Origin of the sequence: Pseudomonas sp. B35(2017) (assembly GCF_002113645.1) — a bacterium.
Lineage (GTDB): Bacteria > Pseudomonadota > Gammaproteobacteria > Pseudomonadales > Pseudomonadaceae > Aquipseudomonas > Aquipseudomonas ekonensis.
This window is the reverse complement of sequence record NZ_NEIZ01000013.1, coordinates 69,693-86,607: the sequence shown is the minus strand read 5'-3', so window position 1 is coordinate 86,607 and position 16,915 is coordinate 69,693. Positions and strand designations below refer to the sequence as shown.

The 16,915-nt window shown below is 55.1% G+C and carries 16 protein-coding genes; 9 read left to right on the top strand and 7 right to left on the bottom strand.

What is annotated here, in order from left to right:
* Positions 1–41: 41 nt before the first annotated feature.
* Entirely contained in the window at positions 42–509 is a 468-nt protein-coding gene (locus CAG41_RS20075; RefSeq protein WP_085707380.1) for a metallophosphoesterase family protein, read from the bottom strand.
* Positions 510–617: 108 nt separating this feature from the next.
* Between CAG41_RS20075 and CAG41_RS20070 the strand changes: the two genes are divergently transcribed.
* From CAG41_RS20070 to CAG41_RS20060, 3 genes are all read left to right on the top strand, one after another.
* The gene (locus tag CAG41_RS20070; protein WP_085707379.1) at positions 618–3,503 is read left to right on the top strand and encodes an AAA family ATPase; all 2,886 of its coding nucleotides are present in this window, start codon (positions 618–620) and stop codon (positions 3,501–3,503) included.
* A gap of 161 nt (positions 3,504–3,664) precedes the next feature.
* On the top strand, positions 3,665–5,674 hold the full coding sequence (locus CAG41_RS20065; protein WP_085707378.1) for an AAA family ATPase: 2,010 nt from the start codon (positions 3,665–3,667) through the stop codon (positions 5,672–5,674).
* 437 nt (positions 5,675–6,111) lie between these two features.
* Positions 6,112–7,023: a DUF2971 domain-containing protein gene (locus tag CAG41_RS20060; RefSeq protein WP_085707377.1), complete on the top strand. Its 912-nt coding sequence runs from the start codon at positions 6,112–6,114 to the stop codon at positions 7,021–7,023.
* A 361-nt stretch (positions 7,024–7,384) separates the two neighbouring features.
* Here the strand turns inward: CAG41_RS20060 and CAG41_RS28385 are convergent, their stop codons facing one another.
* The 3 genes from CAG41_RS28385 to CAG41_RS20050 all read right to left on the bottom strand — a co-directional run bounded on the left by CAG41_RS28385 (position 7,385) and on the right by CAG41_RS20050 (position 9,783).
* Positions 7,385–8,005 carry a hypothetical protein gene (locus CAG41_RS28385; protein ID WP_139834986.1) on the bottom strand — a complete coding sequence of 207 codons (621 nt, stop codon included), beginning with the start codon at positions 8,003–8,005 and terminating at the stop codon, positions 7,385–7,387.
* Positions 8,006–8,373: 368 nt separating this feature from the next.
* The gene (locus CAG41_RS20055; RefSeq protein WP_085707376.1) at positions 8,374–8,733 is read right to left on the bottom strand and encodes a DUF6124 family protein; all 360 of its coding nucleotides are present in this window, start codon (positions 8,731–8,733) and stop codon (positions 8,374–8,376) included.
* Between the two features lie 408 nt (positions 8,734–9,141).
* Complete coding sequence (locus tag CAG41_RS20050) at positions 9,142–9,783, bottom strand: hypothetical protein (protein WP_256582622.1); 642 nt, start codon at positions 9,781–9,783, stop codon at positions 9,142–9,144.
* A gap of 94 nt (positions 9,784–9,877) precedes the next feature.
* On the opposite strand from CAG41_RS20050, the gene msrA reads away from it, so the two are divergent.
* Entirely contained in the window at positions 9,878–10,384 is a 507-nt protein-coding gene (msrA, locus tag CAG41_RS20045; RefSeq protein ID WP_085585650.1) for a peptide-methionine (S)-S-oxide reductase MsrA, read from the top strand.
* A 292-nt stretch (positions 10,385–10,676) separates the two neighbouring features.
* Positions 10,677–11,327, top strand: a complete 651-nt coding sequence (locus CAG41_RS20040) for a hypothetical protein (RefSeq protein ID WP_085656444.1) — start codon at positions 10,677–10,679, stop codon at positions 11,325–11,327.
* 206 nt (positions 11,328–11,533) lie between these two features.
* On the opposite strand, the gene CAG41_RS28380 is transcribed toward CAG41_RS20040, so the two are convergent.
* The 3 genes from CAG41_RS28380 to CAG41_RS20030 form a co-directional block, all read right to left on the bottom strand.
* Entirely contained in the window at positions 11,534–12,157 is a 624-nt protein-coding gene (locus CAG41_RS28380; protein ID WP_139834232.1) for a hypothetical protein, read from the bottom strand.
* A gap of 278 nt (positions 12,158–12,435) precedes the next feature.
* On the bottom strand, positions 12,436–13,785 hold the full coding sequence (locus CAG41_RS20035) for an ATP-binding protein (RefSeq protein WP_085585652.1): 1,350 nt from the start codon (positions 13,783–13,785) through the stop codon (positions 12,436–12,438).
* A complete protein-coding gene (locus CAG41_RS20030; RefSeq protein ID WP_085585779.1) occupies positions 13,782–14,492 on the bottom strand; it encodes a response regulator in 711 nt (236 codons plus the stop codon). Before CAG41_RS20030 ends, CAG41_RS20035 begins: the two co-directional genes overlap by 4 nt.
* A 168-nt stretch (positions 14,493–14,660) precedes the next feature.
* On the opposite strand from CAG41_RS20030, the gene CAG41_RS20025 reads away from it, so the two are divergent.
* From CAG41_RS20025 to CAG41_RS20010, 4 genes are all read left to right on the top strand, one after another.
* Positions 14,661–14,972 (top strand): hypothetical protein, encoded by a 312-nt coding sequence (locus CAG41_RS20025; protein WP_085585654.1) that lies wholly within the window; start codon positions 14,661–14,663, stop codon positions 14,970–14,972.
* A 22-nt stretch (positions 14,973–14,994) separates the two neighbouring features.
* On the top strand, positions 14,995–15,663 hold the full coding sequence (locus CAG41_RS20020; protein WP_085585656.1) for a DUF3313 domain-containing protein: 669 nt from the start codon (positions 14,995–14,997) through the stop codon (positions 15,661–15,663).
* Positions 15,664–15,792: 129 nt separating this feature from the next.
* Positions 15,793–16,218, top strand: coding sequence for a hypothetical protein (locus tag CAG41_RS20015; RefSeq protein WP_170930011.1), 426 nt, complete (start codon positions 15,793–15,795; stop codon positions 16,216–16,218).
* Positions 16,219–16,341: 123 nt separating this feature from the next.
* A complete protein-coding gene (locus tag CAG41_RS20010) occupies positions 16,342–16,803 on the top strand; it encodes a hypothetical protein (RefSeq protein WP_085585660.1) in 462 nt (153 codons plus the stop codon).
* Positions 16,804–16,915: the final 112 nt, after the last annotated feature.

Sequence of the window (16,915 nt, the reverse complement as noted above, 5' to 3'; positions counted from 1 at the left end):
CGGCACAGGCTCCGGGTGAAGGTGCGGGCACGTTAGCCTGTTCAGGCCGGCGGATCCAGCAACGACACCAGCCGCGCCTCCAGCGAACCGCCGTCCACCTCCAGCAACACCAACGTCACCGGCAACCTGAACCGCCGAGGCCCGGCACTGCCGGGGTTGATGTACAACCGCCCGTCGCGCCGCTCGATCAAGGGTTTGTGGGAATGGCCGGTGATGACGAGTGAAATGGCCGGGTCGAGATCGGCGGGGACGTCGGCGATGTTGTGCACGAGGAGGGTGGGGTGGCCGTGCAGGTCGAAGGTGAGCAGGTCGGGCAGATCTTGCGCCCAGGGACTGTTCACGTCGTTGTTGCCGCGCACGGCGTGGACCGGGGCGATGGCGGCGAGTTGGGTGAGGATGTCCGGGTTGCCGATGTCACCGGCGTGGATGATGAGGGAACAGCCTTGGATCGCGGCCAGGGCTTCGGGGCGGAGGAGGTTGTGGGTGTCGGAGAGGATGGCGGTGGACATGGGGGGGATCCGGGGGCTGCTTTCGGTGCTGAGCTACTGCAGGGCCTGTCTGATGGCGAAATGCCTACGCTGCGGTTAGGCTGAAGATACTTCAGGGAGGGCATGCGAATGAGTCAGTACCTATTGAGCTTTGCCAGAAGCCACTTAAGTGGCAAATCGGATGGCTATCTGGCCCTTCTCTGGTGCATGGCCAAAGCGAGCCAGGATCGTGGACGCTATTCAGACCACATCAAGTCCTATCTCGCGTCGAGCGCTGACCAACTACTGAATACTAATTTTCAACGTATCGGTGCGCTGTTTAAAAGGGGGCTGGAGTCTAGGCCTGAACTGGACTGGGTGGCGCCTTCAGGCCTCAGCCCTTTGCTGGATTTGCAGGTTAAAAACTTCAGGGGCTTCGGCGAGTTGTCTGCGGATGACAGGGGATGCTTTCTGCGTTTTAGTAAAATGAAGAACATCTTCTACGCACCTAATGGTGGGGGGAAGTCTTCGCTTTGCGAGGCGATTGAGTACGGCACGACCGGGCATATCAAAGAAGCAGATCGCCGGAAAACGAAGGTGAAGGCCTACATTGCGAGGGGCAGTGTAAAACCGACGCTGTCGTTGGTAGGCAGGGACAGAAAAGCCGTGACCAAGAGTCTAGCTTGGTCAGCTTGCTTCATTGATCGCAACCGTCTTCAAGAGTTCTCATTGCTCGGTTCTAAGGATACTGGGAGCGCTGAAAGCGATGTAGTGGCCAGCCTCTTCGGCCTTGAAGAGTTTCAAGAGGTCATCGGGCGGTTCGTGAAACCGGAGAGCTTCAATCTCACCCAGTACTTGAAGCCAGACCAGGCCGAAGCGTTGACCCAGGTTGAATTAGACCGAAAAGACCTCCTTGCCGAGCGCCAAGGTCACTTCAAAAGCATGACTGAAATCAATGACCAAGTATGCGAGGCGCTCGGTCTGCAGTCGGATCAGCAATCTGCTGTTCGAGTTAGATTTTTGCGGCTTAAGAGCGAGATCGAACTGAAGATCCGCAAGGCGGAGCAACTGAAACTTGCAGAAGCTCCGGTCATTGATTCTTTCGTTCGAATCGAGCGCGCAGCACGTGTCGCTCGCTACCTTCTTGCCCGAAAATCGAAGATCGAGGCTTTGTTTTTAAAAAGTGCCAAGGATGTTAACTACGAAGCCGTTTACTTGGCCATTAAAGACCTGGGGCAAGTGGAAGAAAATGACATCTGTCCAGCATGCTCTACTCCATTGCAACTCGTCGTGGAGAACCCATTTGAAAAGGCAAAGCGAGAGCTTCAGGCCTTAAGCCGGCTGGAGCGTTTAAGAGCTACTGACCAGCGCAATGACGAGAAGATTCTTCAAGTTGTTAGAGCGGTGGCCGCTGGACTTGCGGGAGTCGAAAAGAACACTCGGCTGGATATCCCTTGTCGTCTTCATCTAGACGACCTCAAAAGCGAACTGGCCAACCTCCAGACATCCCCCGACCGAGGAGCGCGTGCGGCATCCGTGCTAAGTTACTTTGACTCGCTTGTTAGAGATGAGGCAGCCGAGATCGAGACTTACCTACAGGCTTGTAAGCAGAAGGACGAAGTGTTCGCGCAAGCTTCGCAGGAGATCTCCCGCCTAAGTAGTTCGGTCGAGTTACTCCAGCAGAAGCAAGATGCAATCAAAGACCTGTTTGGTGCCAAAAATACCTGTAGAAAACTGATTGATATTGCAGGCAAAAAAATTGCGGGCCTCATTGTCCGACGAAATTGTTTAAAACGTGATGATGCCGATACGGCTCGGTTCAATACCCTCATTCGTCAGTTGCAGGATGAGTACAGCAACCTCTATCAAGATCTGCTGGCGTACAAACTGCACCTTGAGAAAGCACGTATTACTGGGATCGAGGCGAAAGCGGCTGAGTACTACAAAACCATCAACGATCATGACGATGAGCATGAGCGTATTGATGCTATCCGCTTCGAGAAAATCAACGAAAGCTATCGAATCAAGATCAACGGTGCGAACGGTACAGTGCAGGACGCTTTCTCGGTGTTGAGCGAAGGGCACCTTCGTGTGCTCGGCCTTTCGCTTCTGTTGGCAATGGCAGAGAAGAATAAGCTCCCACTGATCATCTTCGATGACGTCGTGAACGCGATCGATAGCGATCACCGGTCGAACATCATCGATCTATTTTTCTCTGACCGTTACCTTCGGTGTACTCAGATGGTCGTGACAACACATGACCGTCTGTTCTGGGAGCGCTTCTGCATCATCGCTGATCGGCACCCTCAAGCCGATCAGCATGCGAGTTGCGTTTTGAGTTATACGAACAAAGGTATCGTGGCGATCGACCACTCCGGTGGATTTCAAGGCAAGGTGCACGATGCATTGCGCGTTTATGACGTGAGGCAGGCATTGATATATTGCCGGATTTGGTTTGAGTCAATTGTGATCGAGTACTGCCTGGAAAACGCCGTGTCTATCACTGCTCAGTTCGGTAAGTCTCAGCTGAAGAAGAACGTATATCTACAAGTCAGTTTGGAGAGAACCTTCTCACTGATCGAGCCGGTGCTCGCTTATGATCCTGTCCATTTCAATCTGATCAAAAATGATTTGGTGAACTGGGACGGCCAGAACCAGGAACACCATGCATTTGATGAGGGAAGTTTGAATTTCGTACATTCAAAAACCAGCAAGGAAGTAGTCAGGATCTACGACGCGATTCGCTTACTTGAATGCCAGCTTTTCCCTCTCAAGAAGGACATTACATGTAAGGCATTGCTGGTTGAAGTGAACGATAAGATCGATCAGTGGGTAGGGAAGCTTGCCAAGCTTGGCCAGGCCCCAGAAGCGGTGCAAAAGGACGCTGAGACACGCCTGAGCCTCTTGCGCAGGCGGGCAGATGAGCTGACTCAGGAGCTAGCTTACATCGCTGTTTGCCTTGCCGAGATGGCCAAACTGAATCTACCAAACGCCCAGATGCAGTCGGATGATGAGCTTTTGGAAGAGGAAGGGTAGGAAGCAAACGTCCGCTTTTGGCCCAAAGCTGCCGGTCGTGAAGGGCAGCTTTGGGCCAAAAGCGGACTGCCGTCAAGAGTAGCCACGTCTACGTAGACGAGGTGATGGCTTTTCGCTTACCTTCGTGCCCATTCGCGTTCGATCAACAAGGACAAATGGACATGCTGTTGACATCTGTAAAGGTTGGCCCTTTCCGCTCAATCAATGAGCAGCAGACAACTGAGATCGACCCCCAAGTCACTGTCTTGGTGGGGATGAATGAAGCCGGAAAGACGGTCTTTCTCAGAGCTTTGCATAAAGCCAAGGATGCTCTGGACAAAGAGAGATTCGACATCACCGAAGACTATCCACGCAAAGACCTGCTGACATATAAGCGACGCCACGAGGAGTCGCCTGAAGATGCCGTCACCCTAACCTACGTAATCGACGACACTGAGGCATCTGAAATCAACGTAAAAATCGGTTGTGACATAAAGGCCGGATTCAGATTCACAGTGTCACGTAACTACAAAAATACTAGTTCAATTGGGTTGAATATTCCCGAAACGCCAGTACTCAAAAACCTCGCAACTACCGTAGGGCTGAGCGAAGGTGCAGTAGCCGTCCTCAGCAAAGCCACCTCGCTGAGGGAAGCACTACTAGGCCTAAAAGGCATCAGCCTGACGAACGAGGCTGACACAGAATTCGTCCAAGGGCTCGAAACTCGTGTGAGCGGTGCACGTGCGGACTGGTCGTCGGTATGTTCCTACGAAGCTTGGGAGTTGCTATCACCGCAGATTCCTAGCTTTCTTTATTTTAGCGACTACGACCTTCTGCCTGGAAAACTTAATCTCAAAGATCTTGCGAATCGCTTAGCCACCGCAAGCAAAGATCCAGCTAATGCCCACAAGCAGATCGAGCCAAAGCATCAAGCAGTGATCGCCCTACTACGCATGGCGGGAGTTGAACTGGACGACTTCTCGAATGGCACCTCCTATGAAGAATTGAAGGCACAGATCGAATCGGTATCGATCAACCTTACTGATCAGATTCTGGAATTCTGGAAGCAGAACGAAGACCTCGAAGTCGAGATCGATATTCGGCCTGATGCGTCAGATGCCGCCCCATTTAACGACGGGCCTAACCTCTACCTGCGGATCAAAAACAAAAGACATCGTGGTGTTACCACCCCATTCGATCAGCGCAGCCGAGGCTTCATCTGGTTCTTTAGTTTTTTAGTGTGGTTTGACAGCGTCCAGCAGCAACTCAGCATGGTCGGCAGTACAGCCAGTAATAATCTTGTACTGCTTCTGGACGAACCGGCCCTAGCTCTGCATGCCCTCGCTCAGTCTGATTTTTTGCGTTACATCGACGATCTTGCTGAGACCCACCAAGTCATCTACACGACTCACTCACCGTTCATGGTGAATTCACATCGCCTGCACCAAGTGAGGGTAGTGGAAGACAAGCCACGCCAAGGGACGGTGATTTCTTCTAACCTTTCCGGGTCGGATTCCAAGACAATTTTCCCACTGCAGGCCGCCCTAGGTTGGAATATTGCTCAAAACCTATTCATCGCCGAGCGAAACTTGCTGGTCGAGGGTATCTCGGAACTCACTGTACTCCAAGCGATGTCTAGAGCCGTTGAAGAGACTGGAGGAGTAGGACTTGATCCCCAAATCACAATCGTCCCCGTGGGGGGATTGAGCAACGTAGCGACCTTCGTGTCACTCCTGGGAGGCAATGGGTTAGCATTTGCTGTTCTGCATGACTATAGCGGCAAGAGTGATCAGAAGCTCGACGCCATGGTGCAGCAGAAATTGCTAAATCAGAAGCAAGTCTTTAATTTTTCACAATTCAAAAACCTAGGAGCAGACGAAGCGGACGCTGTTGCCACCGACCTCGAAGATCTCCTAGACCCCAAAGCGTATCTCGAACATTTCAACGAGGTCTATTCCAAAGTTCTTGCTGGAACAGTCTTAAAACTGGAGGATTTGCCGCAAGCAGATCGGATCGTACAAAGGATTGAGAAGCAGCTGATAAGCAGTCAGGTCAGCGTTCGACCAACTCCTGGATACAATCATTTTGCAGTGGCTGCTGCTTATGTGGCGGTACCGCCTAAGAAGATCAGTAAAGACGTAATTCAGCGATTTTCGAAGCTTTTCGAGACGATAAACCAAGCATTGCGCTGATTTTTTTTGTCGCAACCTAAAGCATAAACCTTGCTGTTCCGGCCTCATGCCATGTGAGTTATCAGGCCATGGTCACTGGCAGTAGGTTACCCAAAGCTCATTAACTCCGGTAGCGAAGCTTTGGCTCGTCATAGCGATAAACGAGGGAAATCAGATGTCAGCTTTGGGTCGAAATCAGCCTTTTCTGTATGGCAGCTTTTGGCCCGTAGCGGTCGCTTGCCAACGTCCGCTTCTGGTCGTTAGCTGCCTACGGCGAAGGGCACCATACACTGACAATTGACTTGAAACGATATTTACCCAGGCCGACTGGAAATTCGCGTTCTCTATCGATATCGCAATTGCACAGCCATTTCAGCGATCTTGACCGTCGCAATCAAGTGATGGCATAAAGGCTTCAAGATTGCAGAATTCATGTCACTTACTTGTCTAAGGGTTTTATGACTTCATTTTTTCACTATACATCTGGAACGGCTCTACTCGGAATAATAAGTAATAGTGAGTTCTGGGCTACAGACATAAGCTTTCTGAATGATCATAAAGAGCACATAATCGGATATGAAGCCTCTTTAGAGTACATAGAGGAATTAAAAGAGAAAGAGGACGAGCCCGAGCTTGGGCCATGGCTAAAGATGCTGTATCAGCAGCTAATCACCTATCTGAGAACCAACGTAATTGCTCGGCAGACATATGTCGTGTCTTTCTCAAAAAATCCCGACAGCATCGCGCACTGGTTCAGTTACTGTGAAAAAAACCAAGGATATTGCCTCGAATTTGAAGAAGAAGCTTTTTTTGAGAATGGCGAGTCCGAATTTTTAACAGGTTTTACAACAATATTTGCAGATGTCAACTATGCAGATGCGGAGTCATTTAGGAAAAAACTCGGCGAGGTTGTTTCTAAGCAATCAATACTTAATATCATGCTGGATTCCCAGCGCGCTGCCGACTTAGTTGGGGTGGATGTTCAGGTTCAAGATGACCCTATTGCCGAAAAGTATCTCATGGCTGTTTCGAACCGTTTGATGAATGAGTTGTTTTCAAGGTTGATAGTGTCGAGTTGTTCTTACAAGGATAAAGGCTTCTCACACGAAGCGGAAAGGCGATTGGTGTTACTTCAGAAAAACGTAAATGTTAATTCCGCTGCAGAAACGCCGGTTATGAAATTTCGCGAGAAGAACGGCGCGATATTTCCATACGCTCCGGTTCGCTTTAATAGAAACAGCATTAAGAGGATCATCATCGGTCCATGCGCTGATTACGAGTTTAAAAAATCGGGTTTGCTGAAGCTTCTCAAATATTACAACTTGGAATGTGAAGTCGAACCGTCTTCTAGCTCTTTACGATTCACTTGACGCGCGTAAATCGAGAAAGGTATCTGATGCGATCAGCCGACGCCTAGGATCTCCTGATGTCATTCTCTTCAAGAGAAATTGTCCGTCAATTGAATTCTCACTTTCAGAACGGGCCCGTTTCCGATAACTGGTTCTCAACAAAAAACGCTATCGAAGGTGATCTTATTTCAACCAGAGTTTTCCCTTAAATGGTAGTCCGCTCTTGGCCGTTTTCTGCCTGTCGCGAAGGGCCGTTACCAGCCCAAAACGGACACTAACGTCTGAATTGAACGGGGTTGCGAGAATTTACGCGTAGGTCAGGTGGAATGATTTGGTGAGCGTCATGTGGCAGCATCTTTGTTTGAAACGAACCATCTGGCTCTCAATTTGGTTTAGCGGTTCCGTCGGACTCTTCCTTGAATTTAAACGCGCCCGTGTTGGGGTCATAGATTCCAAGTGCAGACATCTTTCCCTCCGCGAATTGAACGACGATATTGAATTTCTCATAAGAATAGGCTCGGCGTAATTCATCCTTAGCTCGCGAAACATAGGATGGTGGGCCAAGCTTTTCATCAAGTTCTTGCAGGCTGTCGTAGTGCCCAACTCCATGGAGAGACGGGCCGTTATGCATTGGCCCGAAATACATAACCGACCGAACGCGATCGTTCGTGAAATAGACGACGTAATCGCCTTCGATCGTTTCATATGGTCGGTAGAGCCAGAGGCCGTTTTCAAGGCGCCGGGTTGGTTCTCCTTTCTTAAATTTGACATCCCCAGCACTGTCGTTAAGAGACACACCCCATAGCTCTGTGAGTTTTCTGGGGCGGTCTTCGTACTGCTGGTACAGATAGGCAATAGAACCACCAACTAACCCGAGTCCAACAATGATGCCGAGCGGCCACAGAAGTATCTTCTTCCAGTTCCATCTGTCCTTCGTGGCAATAAAAAGTGCCACCGTACCCAAGAAGACGGCTGATAGAAGTATTCCTGTCCCGAGTTCCATATTCTTACTTTCTACCCTGTGCTGAAATCGTAGCCATTACCGGCTGACGCTCAACGTATGACGTGAGGGGCCGCCGTAGCGGCGAAGCCGTGAAGGGAACCCCCAAACGCAGCTTGTGGGCGGTGCCTCTCGACGGGATTGTTAGGTATCGAGTCAGATGATGTCTGGCTGTACATTTCAAGAGCTCCTCCCTTAGCTGGCGGTGTTCTGGCTTGCAAGGCTAACCTCGGAGAGGGCCGCTCACAATCCCTGCTCCACCGATCTTTCGAGACTGACTACTTTTGGCCGAAAGCCGCCGCTAGTGACGGCTTTCGGAAGAAACACTTACCTGCGGCTAACCCATGCAGGCCAGCCGCAGCCCCCCACACCTACTTCGGCTCAACGTTATCCAACGCCTGATTCACCGCCACTTCCCCCAGCATCACCAACTGCGCAATACCGATGGCCGTCTTGCGGTGCATCGGCTCCAACACCGCCGCAAAATTATTGAGCATCGCGCTCGCCGAGCCGAGGGATTCGCTGGCGTTGGCCAGCAGGGACTCGGTGTCGTAGACCGGGTTGGCCAGGTACATGGGTTCGGGCTCGGGGCGGGCGCCCATGATGTTGGGTGGGGGATTGAGGTAGTGGTCGAGGGCGCGTTCGGCGGCTTCGTTGAGTTTTCGGGACTCGGGGGATTCGTACGGGGATGCCGGGTCGGTGACTGGTGGGTTTGGTGTTGGTTTGATCATGGTGAAACTCCCTTGTGTCGTCATAAGGAGCCATCACCCCCTCGCTACCAAACGATGGGTGGCGGCCATGCACAGGTTGGTAGACCGGGACACAAGGAGACCGGCGCGCCCGAAGACGCCCTGTGCATGACCACCATAAAACCGAGACGATAGAACGCCGCGCTGGTGTGCTGTGCACCTTGTGTTGATCTCGGGCTACCAAACCCGATCACCGTTTTTCGATGACCCGGAAACAGTAAAACCCGCACCCTAGACGCACAAGCCGGCGGATTCTGGCGCAGGCGTAGGCAACGGCGCAAGGCGTTGTAGCCTTGGGGAAGTAACGGCGGGTGTCTTTAAACGCCACCAGAAAAGCTTAAACAACGACCTGCCTTTTCCATGCGAGCACCTGGAGTTGAGCGGGCGTGACTACCTAGGCATTTGCCCGGTCATCAACTTGGCAGGGATGAGCAACGTATTGGTGTAATACGCTTCGTACCCATAGGCGGTAATGCGCACTTTGCAGGGGATTGCCGCTTGCGACGCCAGCAGGGGCCTGATGGCGTCGTAGTCATTCAGGTCGCGTTGGGTTCCATTCGGCTGGGTGTAGTAGAAGACGAGCTCGGAAGAAAACGTGTGATGGGGCCGGGTCTCGCTGATCGCGGTCACCCGTCCTTCGGCTCGGATGTCGATGGTGTGTTCCGATGAAAAGTCCAGGTCTCGATTGAGGGAGCAAATCAGGGTAGGGGAAAGTTGGTTGGTCTTTTCGTAGTCGTTGAAAGCGTTCTGCAGATCCACCGTGGCGCTAAAGCGCGCCGTGAGCAGATGGCTGGGGCCACGTTCAAAAGACGTTAACGTGAGGTCGGCCGGTCGGATGTTCGCCGTTTTCGTGCATCCGGCGCAGAGAAGTATCGCGAAGCCAATAATGCTGCGGAGTTGACTCACTATGTTTACCGTCCTTGGAATTTCGTCGCGAAGGGTGCCGTAAGTCGCGGTCGCCTTCAACCGATGCAGAATCGTTAGTGCGGCCATCAAACAGAGCCATTCTGTAGACGGCAGTAGCGCGCCCATTGCGCTCATTCACCTTTGCGGTACAGGCTCACCTTGGAATCCCCAAACCCGCCCTCATAACATCGCCTACACCCACACCCCGAGAGGACAGACCATGACCCGTCAAACCGAAACCGCCATTCTCGCCGGCGGCTGCTTCTGGGGCATGCAGGACCTGCTGCGGCGCTATCCCGGCGTGCTGCACACCCGCGTCGGCTACACCGGCGGCGAGGTGCCGAACGCCACGTACCGCAATCACGGCAACCACGCCGAAGGCATCGAGATCGTCTTCGATCCTGCGGTGATCAGCTACCGCCAGATCCTCGAATTCTTCTTCCAGATCCACGACCCCACCACGCCCAACCGTCAGGGCAACGACCGGGGACCGAGCTACCGTTCGGCGATCTATTACCTGAACGAACAGCAACGGGACATCGCCGAGGACACCGCCGCCGACGTCGATGCGTCAGGCCTGTGGCCGGGGCGGGTGGTCACCGAAATCGAACCGGCGGGGCCGTTCTGGGAGGCGGAGCCGGAGCATCAGGATTACCTGGAGCGCATTCCGAACGGTTACACCTGCCACTTCATCCGGCCGAACTGGAAGTTGCCGAAGCGGGGTTGAGTCCATCGCCAGGCAGGTTCTGTTTCCGTTCTCTGATGGGGCGCCAGTGCACGCTGCGATCCTGGCGCCCCATTTGCGCAATGGCGGTTTTGGCCGGGCGCGGTCATTTATCCGGGTGACTGAGAATGAATGTTCCGAACGGACCGCGGATTGCCTTCCAAACCGAAGTTAAGGGCTATATTCAGCAAGGAGGTGTTTTCGGAAGGCTGGCGAGTCTCCAGCAGGACATGGGGTAGACCATCAATCCGATATTGACCAATCGTGATCACGCTCTGCTTATCAGGGATGAAAGATGGATACTTTTATCGGTGTGTGCGCAGGTGTCATTGGGATCATTCTCGGTGTGATCGGCGTTATAGCGTCGCTGCATCCACCCAAGGCAAACAGCACAAAAATGCTCGTGATCGGCCTGTTTGTGGTGCTTTCAGCGCTTGCTGTCACTACAACGATAGTTGATCGCCAATGGGCGCAACGACAAAGCCTGGAGGTTGAGCATACGCTGAGTTCGTTGAAGGGCTCTTTGGCCAATCTCACTGAGCTGAATGCCCGGCTTTCTCGAGATAACGTGGATCTTAGGGAAAAGATAGATGAAGCGGCGAAAGCACCTCAACGTTTAGCCTTACAGCAAACTCTGAAACACGATATTGAACGGCACCTTGAACAGGTTTCGGAGTTCATACGCACCAAAACTGAAGAATTCGAAAAAGGAAATTGGCAAGCATCAGGGGAGGAACGTGTCAGGCAAGTAGAGCGTTTTCGCAGCCAGTTAGCGGGGGAGTATGTGTCGAAATATTTTTTCGATACGCGGGCATTGCTTTTGCGCTGCGTTGAATTGGGACTAATTCCATCTCGGGATTTTGCTATTGATGGAAGGTTCATTGAGGCAGGGCTCATTCCCTATCTGGATGACCTTAGGGCGCTTCATGAAAAGATGCCTGACTGATAACGGTTGCGGACCGGTCGTAGTGTGGACGAGATCGCATTCGCTAAAGTTGGCTGCTGATATTGCTGCCTTGGATTGAACGGTAGGTTGTTGGAAATGGTATATGCCAGCGCCCGGCGCTGATGAGGCAAAGCCATGCCGCGTGTTGGGCGGAGCATGGCTTTAGTGCGCTTCAGGGGTTAACTGTCTGAACTTCGGATGTCACCCTAATGAAAAAACTCAAATTTTGGATCGGCCGAATTTAAGTCAATCGTTACCGGCTTCTGACTTTTAATGGCTCCTGGGACTGGAGGGCCTTCGGTAATGCTGCGATTGATTATTTCACCCGTTCGAACATCGAAGACTTGACGTTCCTTTATGCCGTTAAAATAGTTTCGCTCTCGGATTGCATTGTTCCCGTCAAAACTGTCCATTTGCTTGTAGCCGCCATCGAATTTCTGAAAGCCCGGCCCCGAATCAGCATAGGCGCTCATGATGATCGAATTGCCGGATGCCAATGTAGATGGCTGGCTAGGAAAGGCAAACCACTGGCTCATGTTTCCGTATTGGATGAAAACATCACCTTCATCCCAGACGGAAAAATTCACCTGATAGTCTGCGCCGCCTCTTTTTATTGATACGGGAAGTTCGTTTACTGGTTTCTTTCCCCAGTATTTTTTGAAGAATTCTACATTGATTCTTTCTGAGTCGGTTCTAGGAAGCTTGTTGATGCTTGCGTAGATGGCGTATGCGGAATTGATCAGTGAAGGAATGACTACCAAAACGCCTGCCAGTCCTACAATTGTCTTTTTCAGCTTGCTCCATCCGTCGTTCGGTTCTTTGTCCGCCATTTTAACAGTCCTCCATGCCATCGCTTCACTATGGGGTGGGCTCCATGGGGCTGAGCATCACAGATTGTAATTTAGCCCGCATCGGCGGTTTCGCCAGTTTATGAATGCGCTGCATCAATGGCTATGGAGTCAGTAGCATCGAGTTCTAATAAAGCATTAACTACTCGCAATGTTTGCACTAAGAAAAACAACAATCAGCTTTTCTCATTAATAAGTAGCTGACTATTTATAAGCTCGCTGCTTAAACACTTGGCATCGTTGTTCGGCGAACGGGCAGCCTAAGGCGCCGGCAACTCAACCCGCGCCACCAACCCCGTCCCCGGCCGGTTGTGCAGCGTCAGGTCCCCACCTTGTTCCCGCACAATCGCCCGCGCCGACGAGAGCCCCAGGCCGACGCCGCCGGTGTCGCGGTTGCGCGAGGTCTCCAGGCGCACGAACGGGTCGAACACTCGCTCCAGCGCGTCTTCGGGGATGCCCGGGCCTTCGTCGCTGACCTCGATGCAGATCGCGTGGGGGCCGACGCTCAGGGCGATGCGCGGGCGGCGGGCGTATTTCTCGGCGTTCTCCAGCAGGTTGACGATCACCCGTTTGATGCCCAGCGGGCGGCCGTCGTAGACCAGGCGGGCGGGGCCGCTGAAGTCGACGTCGATGCCCTGGTCGCGGTAGTCGTCGACGATGGTTTGCAGCAGTTCCGAGAGGTCGAACGCGGTCGGCGCTTCCGGGCGGGTGTCTTCGCGGAAGAACGTGAGCGCGGCGTTGATCATCGACTGCATTTCTTCGATGTCGCGCACCAGTTTGTCCTGTTGGCTGAGGTCGTCCATGAATTCGCTGCGCAGGCGCATGCGGGTCAGCGGGGCGCGCAGGTCGTGGGAGATCGCCGCGAGCATGTGGGTGCGCTCGCCGATGAAGTGCTGGATCTGCGCCTGCATGGTGTTGAAGGCGATGATGGCCTGGCGGATCTCTTCCGGGCCTTCGGCCTTGATCGGCGGCGCGTGCAGGTTGCGGCCGAAGTGCCGGGCGGCGCTGGCGAACCGTTGCAGCGGCCGCGCCAGTTGGCGGGTGGCGACCCAGGCGACCAGCACGGTGGCGATCAGGCCGAGCAGGATGACGATGGCGATGCGGGTGTGGATCTCCAGGCCCCAGCTGCGCGCCGGCGGCGTGAACGACAGCCAGCTGCCGTCGGCCAGCCGCAGGAGGGCGACGTAGCGGCCCTCGGTGCTGCCCGCCGGCCAGTCATTGGGGTTGTAGACCTCGATCGTGCGTCCGGTGCCCAGTAAGGTCTGCAGCACGGTCTCTCGGCCTGCCGAGGCGTCGTCGTCCACGTTGATTTGGCTGCCTTCCCCCGGCAGGCCGAAGTCGGCGCGTTGGGGCTTCCAGACCACATTGAGCAGCGGGCTGCTGGCGGCGCTGGCCAGTTGCGGCCGCAGCGGGGCGGGCGCGGCGTCGATCACGCGCACGGTCATGGCGATCTGCTCCAGCAGGCCGGTGCGCTCGATGGGCGGGCGCGCCCAGATGCCCGCCACCTGGACGAACAGGGCGTTGAGGGCCAGCGAGGCGACCATGGCCGCGACGATGGTCAGCGCGATGCGCCGGCTCAGGGTGTCGCGCCGCAGCAGTCGGCGGATCATGGGCGGGTGACCTTGGCGGAGAACATGTAGCCGCCGTTGCGCACGGTGCGGATCAGGTCCGGGCGTTTGCTGTCGGGCTCGATCTTGCGCCGCAGCCGGCTGACCTGCACGTCGATGCTGCGGTCGTAGACGTCGTGGCCCTGGCCGTGGGTCATGTCGATCAGTTGTTCGCGGGTGAGGATGCGTTGCGGGTGTTCGAGGAACAGTACCAGCAGGTCGAATTCGCCGCCGGACAGCGGGATCATCACGTTGTCCGGGGAGCGCAGTTCGCGGCAGGTGATGTCCAGGCGCCAACCGGCGAAGCCGATCACCGGCCGCGAGGGTTCGCTGGCCGGGTCGGGCCGTTCGCCGGTGCGCCGCTGCACCGACCGCAGCCGGGCGAGCAGCTCCCGCGGGGCGAAGGGTTTGGTCACGTAGTCGTCAGCGCCCAGCTCCAGGCCGACGACCCGGTCGCTGAGCTCGCCCATGGCCGTGAGCATGATGATCGGGATGCCCAGTTGCGTGTGCACCTTCTGGCACAGGCTCAGGCCGCCTTCGCCGGGCAGCATCAGGTCGAGGATGATCGTGTCCGGCCGCTGCCGGGCAATCGCCGCCCACATGGCCTGGCCGTCGGCGGCCACGTCCACCTCGTAGCCGTGCTGGACGAAGAACTTCTTCAGCAAGGACAGGATTTCCACATCGTCGTCGACGATCAGCAGTCTGCTCACGTTCACGGGGTTCCCTGGCGGCCCAAAAGAGGTGCGACTCTAAAACCATTCGGGTGTGCGGGTCATATATTTCAATCGAGCAACATTTCTGCGGCCCGGACATCAAGCGGACATCCTGCCGCAAAACCCCTCGTGCACTCTGCTCGCCATTCCAAACGAGGGGGCTTTATGACGATTCAGAAAAGCACATGCATTGCCGTCCGCCACGCCACGCAGCGCCCGTTGGTGCTGCGCCAGCGCACCACGGTGCCCAAGCACGACAAGCCGATCCTGTTCCAGGAGTCCTGCCTGGGCTTGAGCGACGACCAGAGCCAGATCGTGCTGCGCCGCTATTTCGAGCGGTACAGCCCGTCCGGCACCGAATGGGTGGAGTACGTGCACACCCTTCCGACGGCCGACCTCATCCACTGGATCATGATCCATGGCCAGTTGCGCGTCGAAGGCTCGGAAACCATCCCGCCCGCCCAAGCCTCCGCCTGACGGACACCCAGGAATTGCACGGATGAAAAACAGATATTCGGTATCGCTGCTGTTCGTCGCCACCCTGAGCCTGTCTGCGTGCAGCAGCAAGAAGGTCGAACCGGCCACGAATGCGGGCTTTCTGCGCGACTACAGCGTTTTGAAGGAACACCGCACGCCTTCCGGCCAGACCGCCCTGAGCTGGGTCAGCCCGGCCTTGAAGCGGGGCCGGTACAAGCAGGTCTACATCGCGCCGAGCCGGTTCTACCCCGACGTCGCGCCGACCGAACGCATCCCCCAGGGCACGCTGTACACCGTGACCGCCTACTACGATGCCGCGCTGCGCTATGAACTGGGCAAAGTCGTGCAACTGTCGTCGAAACCCGGCCCGGACACCTTGACGGTCCGGCCCGCCATCACCCGCGTCGCCGCCAGCACCCAGAGCCTGCGTTATTACGAATGGCTGCCGGTGACGCTGGTGGCCGCGGGCGTCAGCACTGCCACCGGCATCCGAGACCAGGACAGCGAAATCACCACGGAAGTGTCCTTCGAGGACGGCGCGACCGGCGAAGTCGTCGCCCAGGTAATGCGCAAGGGCACCGGCATTCCGCTGGACGATGATAAACAAGTAATGACCGCGGCCAACGTCAAGTCGGTGCTGGACGGGTGGGCCAGTGATTTGCGGGAGTCTTATGTGAGGGGGTATCGGTGAACGTCGCCGGCGTCGGCGGTGTGTGACGCTGCCGGTATCTTCAGATCCCAATCGAGTGATAGCATGTGGCCTTCATGGAGGTGAGGCCCGGCTATCGGCCGCCTCGGTCACAGTGCAGGGACACGCGATATGAAGAACAAACTGGCCATCGGCAAACGTCACGAGTTCGCCATTTGGGGTGATTTGCTGAAGGAGGGGTTCGACGTCTTTCCCTCTTTGGTCGATGACAAAGGCATCGACGGCATCGTCGGGCACAATGGCCGTTACTTCGAAGTCCAGATCAAGAGCGGCCTCAACTGGAACAATCAGCGCGGGCTGAGTCGCGCCGCGGTCAGCGCGAACCCTGACCGGATCTTCCTCATCTACAACACGACAGCACGCCAAGTCCGCTACTTCACCGGTCAGCAGATCCTGAGTGAGGATGAATGGGCGCAGTCCATCGATTGGCGCCTGTCTCAAATCAAGCTTCCACAGCGCATGCTCGATAAGTACCAGACCCATAACTGGGACGGTTTTGTCGCTTATCTGCGCGCGGATCCATCGATTCCGGCCTGAGCCGCGAGCCACACTTTTCTTGCAGGGCAATGCGGTCGCGCAGTGCCTTCTTCCTTCCGCCCCATGCGAGCCGGCCGTCAACGATGACGTTGCCGGCGTTTCTTCAATACAGGGATTTACCACGTGAAAAAAATTGCCGTACCGCTGCTTGCATCGTTTCTGGCCTTGCAGGGCTGTGCAGAGATGCCGGACTACTCGAACGCAAACGCCGGTGAAACGGTCGATGAAGCGCGCTACACCGTGCTGGAAACCGAAACCTACGCAGTAAGGCCTCAGCGCCACTTTCTGGATCTTCAGCCGGACCTGAACATCATCAGGGTCAACGACGAGAAAGTGGGGAACATCCCGTTCTCCACCTACTACTACAAGAATGACTCCCCCCAGCGTGCGGTGTTGAAGCCCGGCAAGTACACGGTCCAACTGGAGTACCACTTGCCCAGGAAGTTCTTGTTCACGAACCTTGAGTTCGAGGGCAAGCCTGGCCAGAAGATCATTGCCCGCTCCAAATACGTGGGGCTGGACCGGCTGCAGATCTGGCTGGAGGATGTCGCGACGGGTGAAGTGGTGAGCAAGGGGATGCACTGACCGGCGTTCTTGAGCCCGAGTTGAAGGCGTTGGTTCGGTGCATCAAGTTTCGGTACATCCGTGTGCAGTGACAGGTACACAGACAACAAAAAGCCCGGCTGATGAAGCCGGG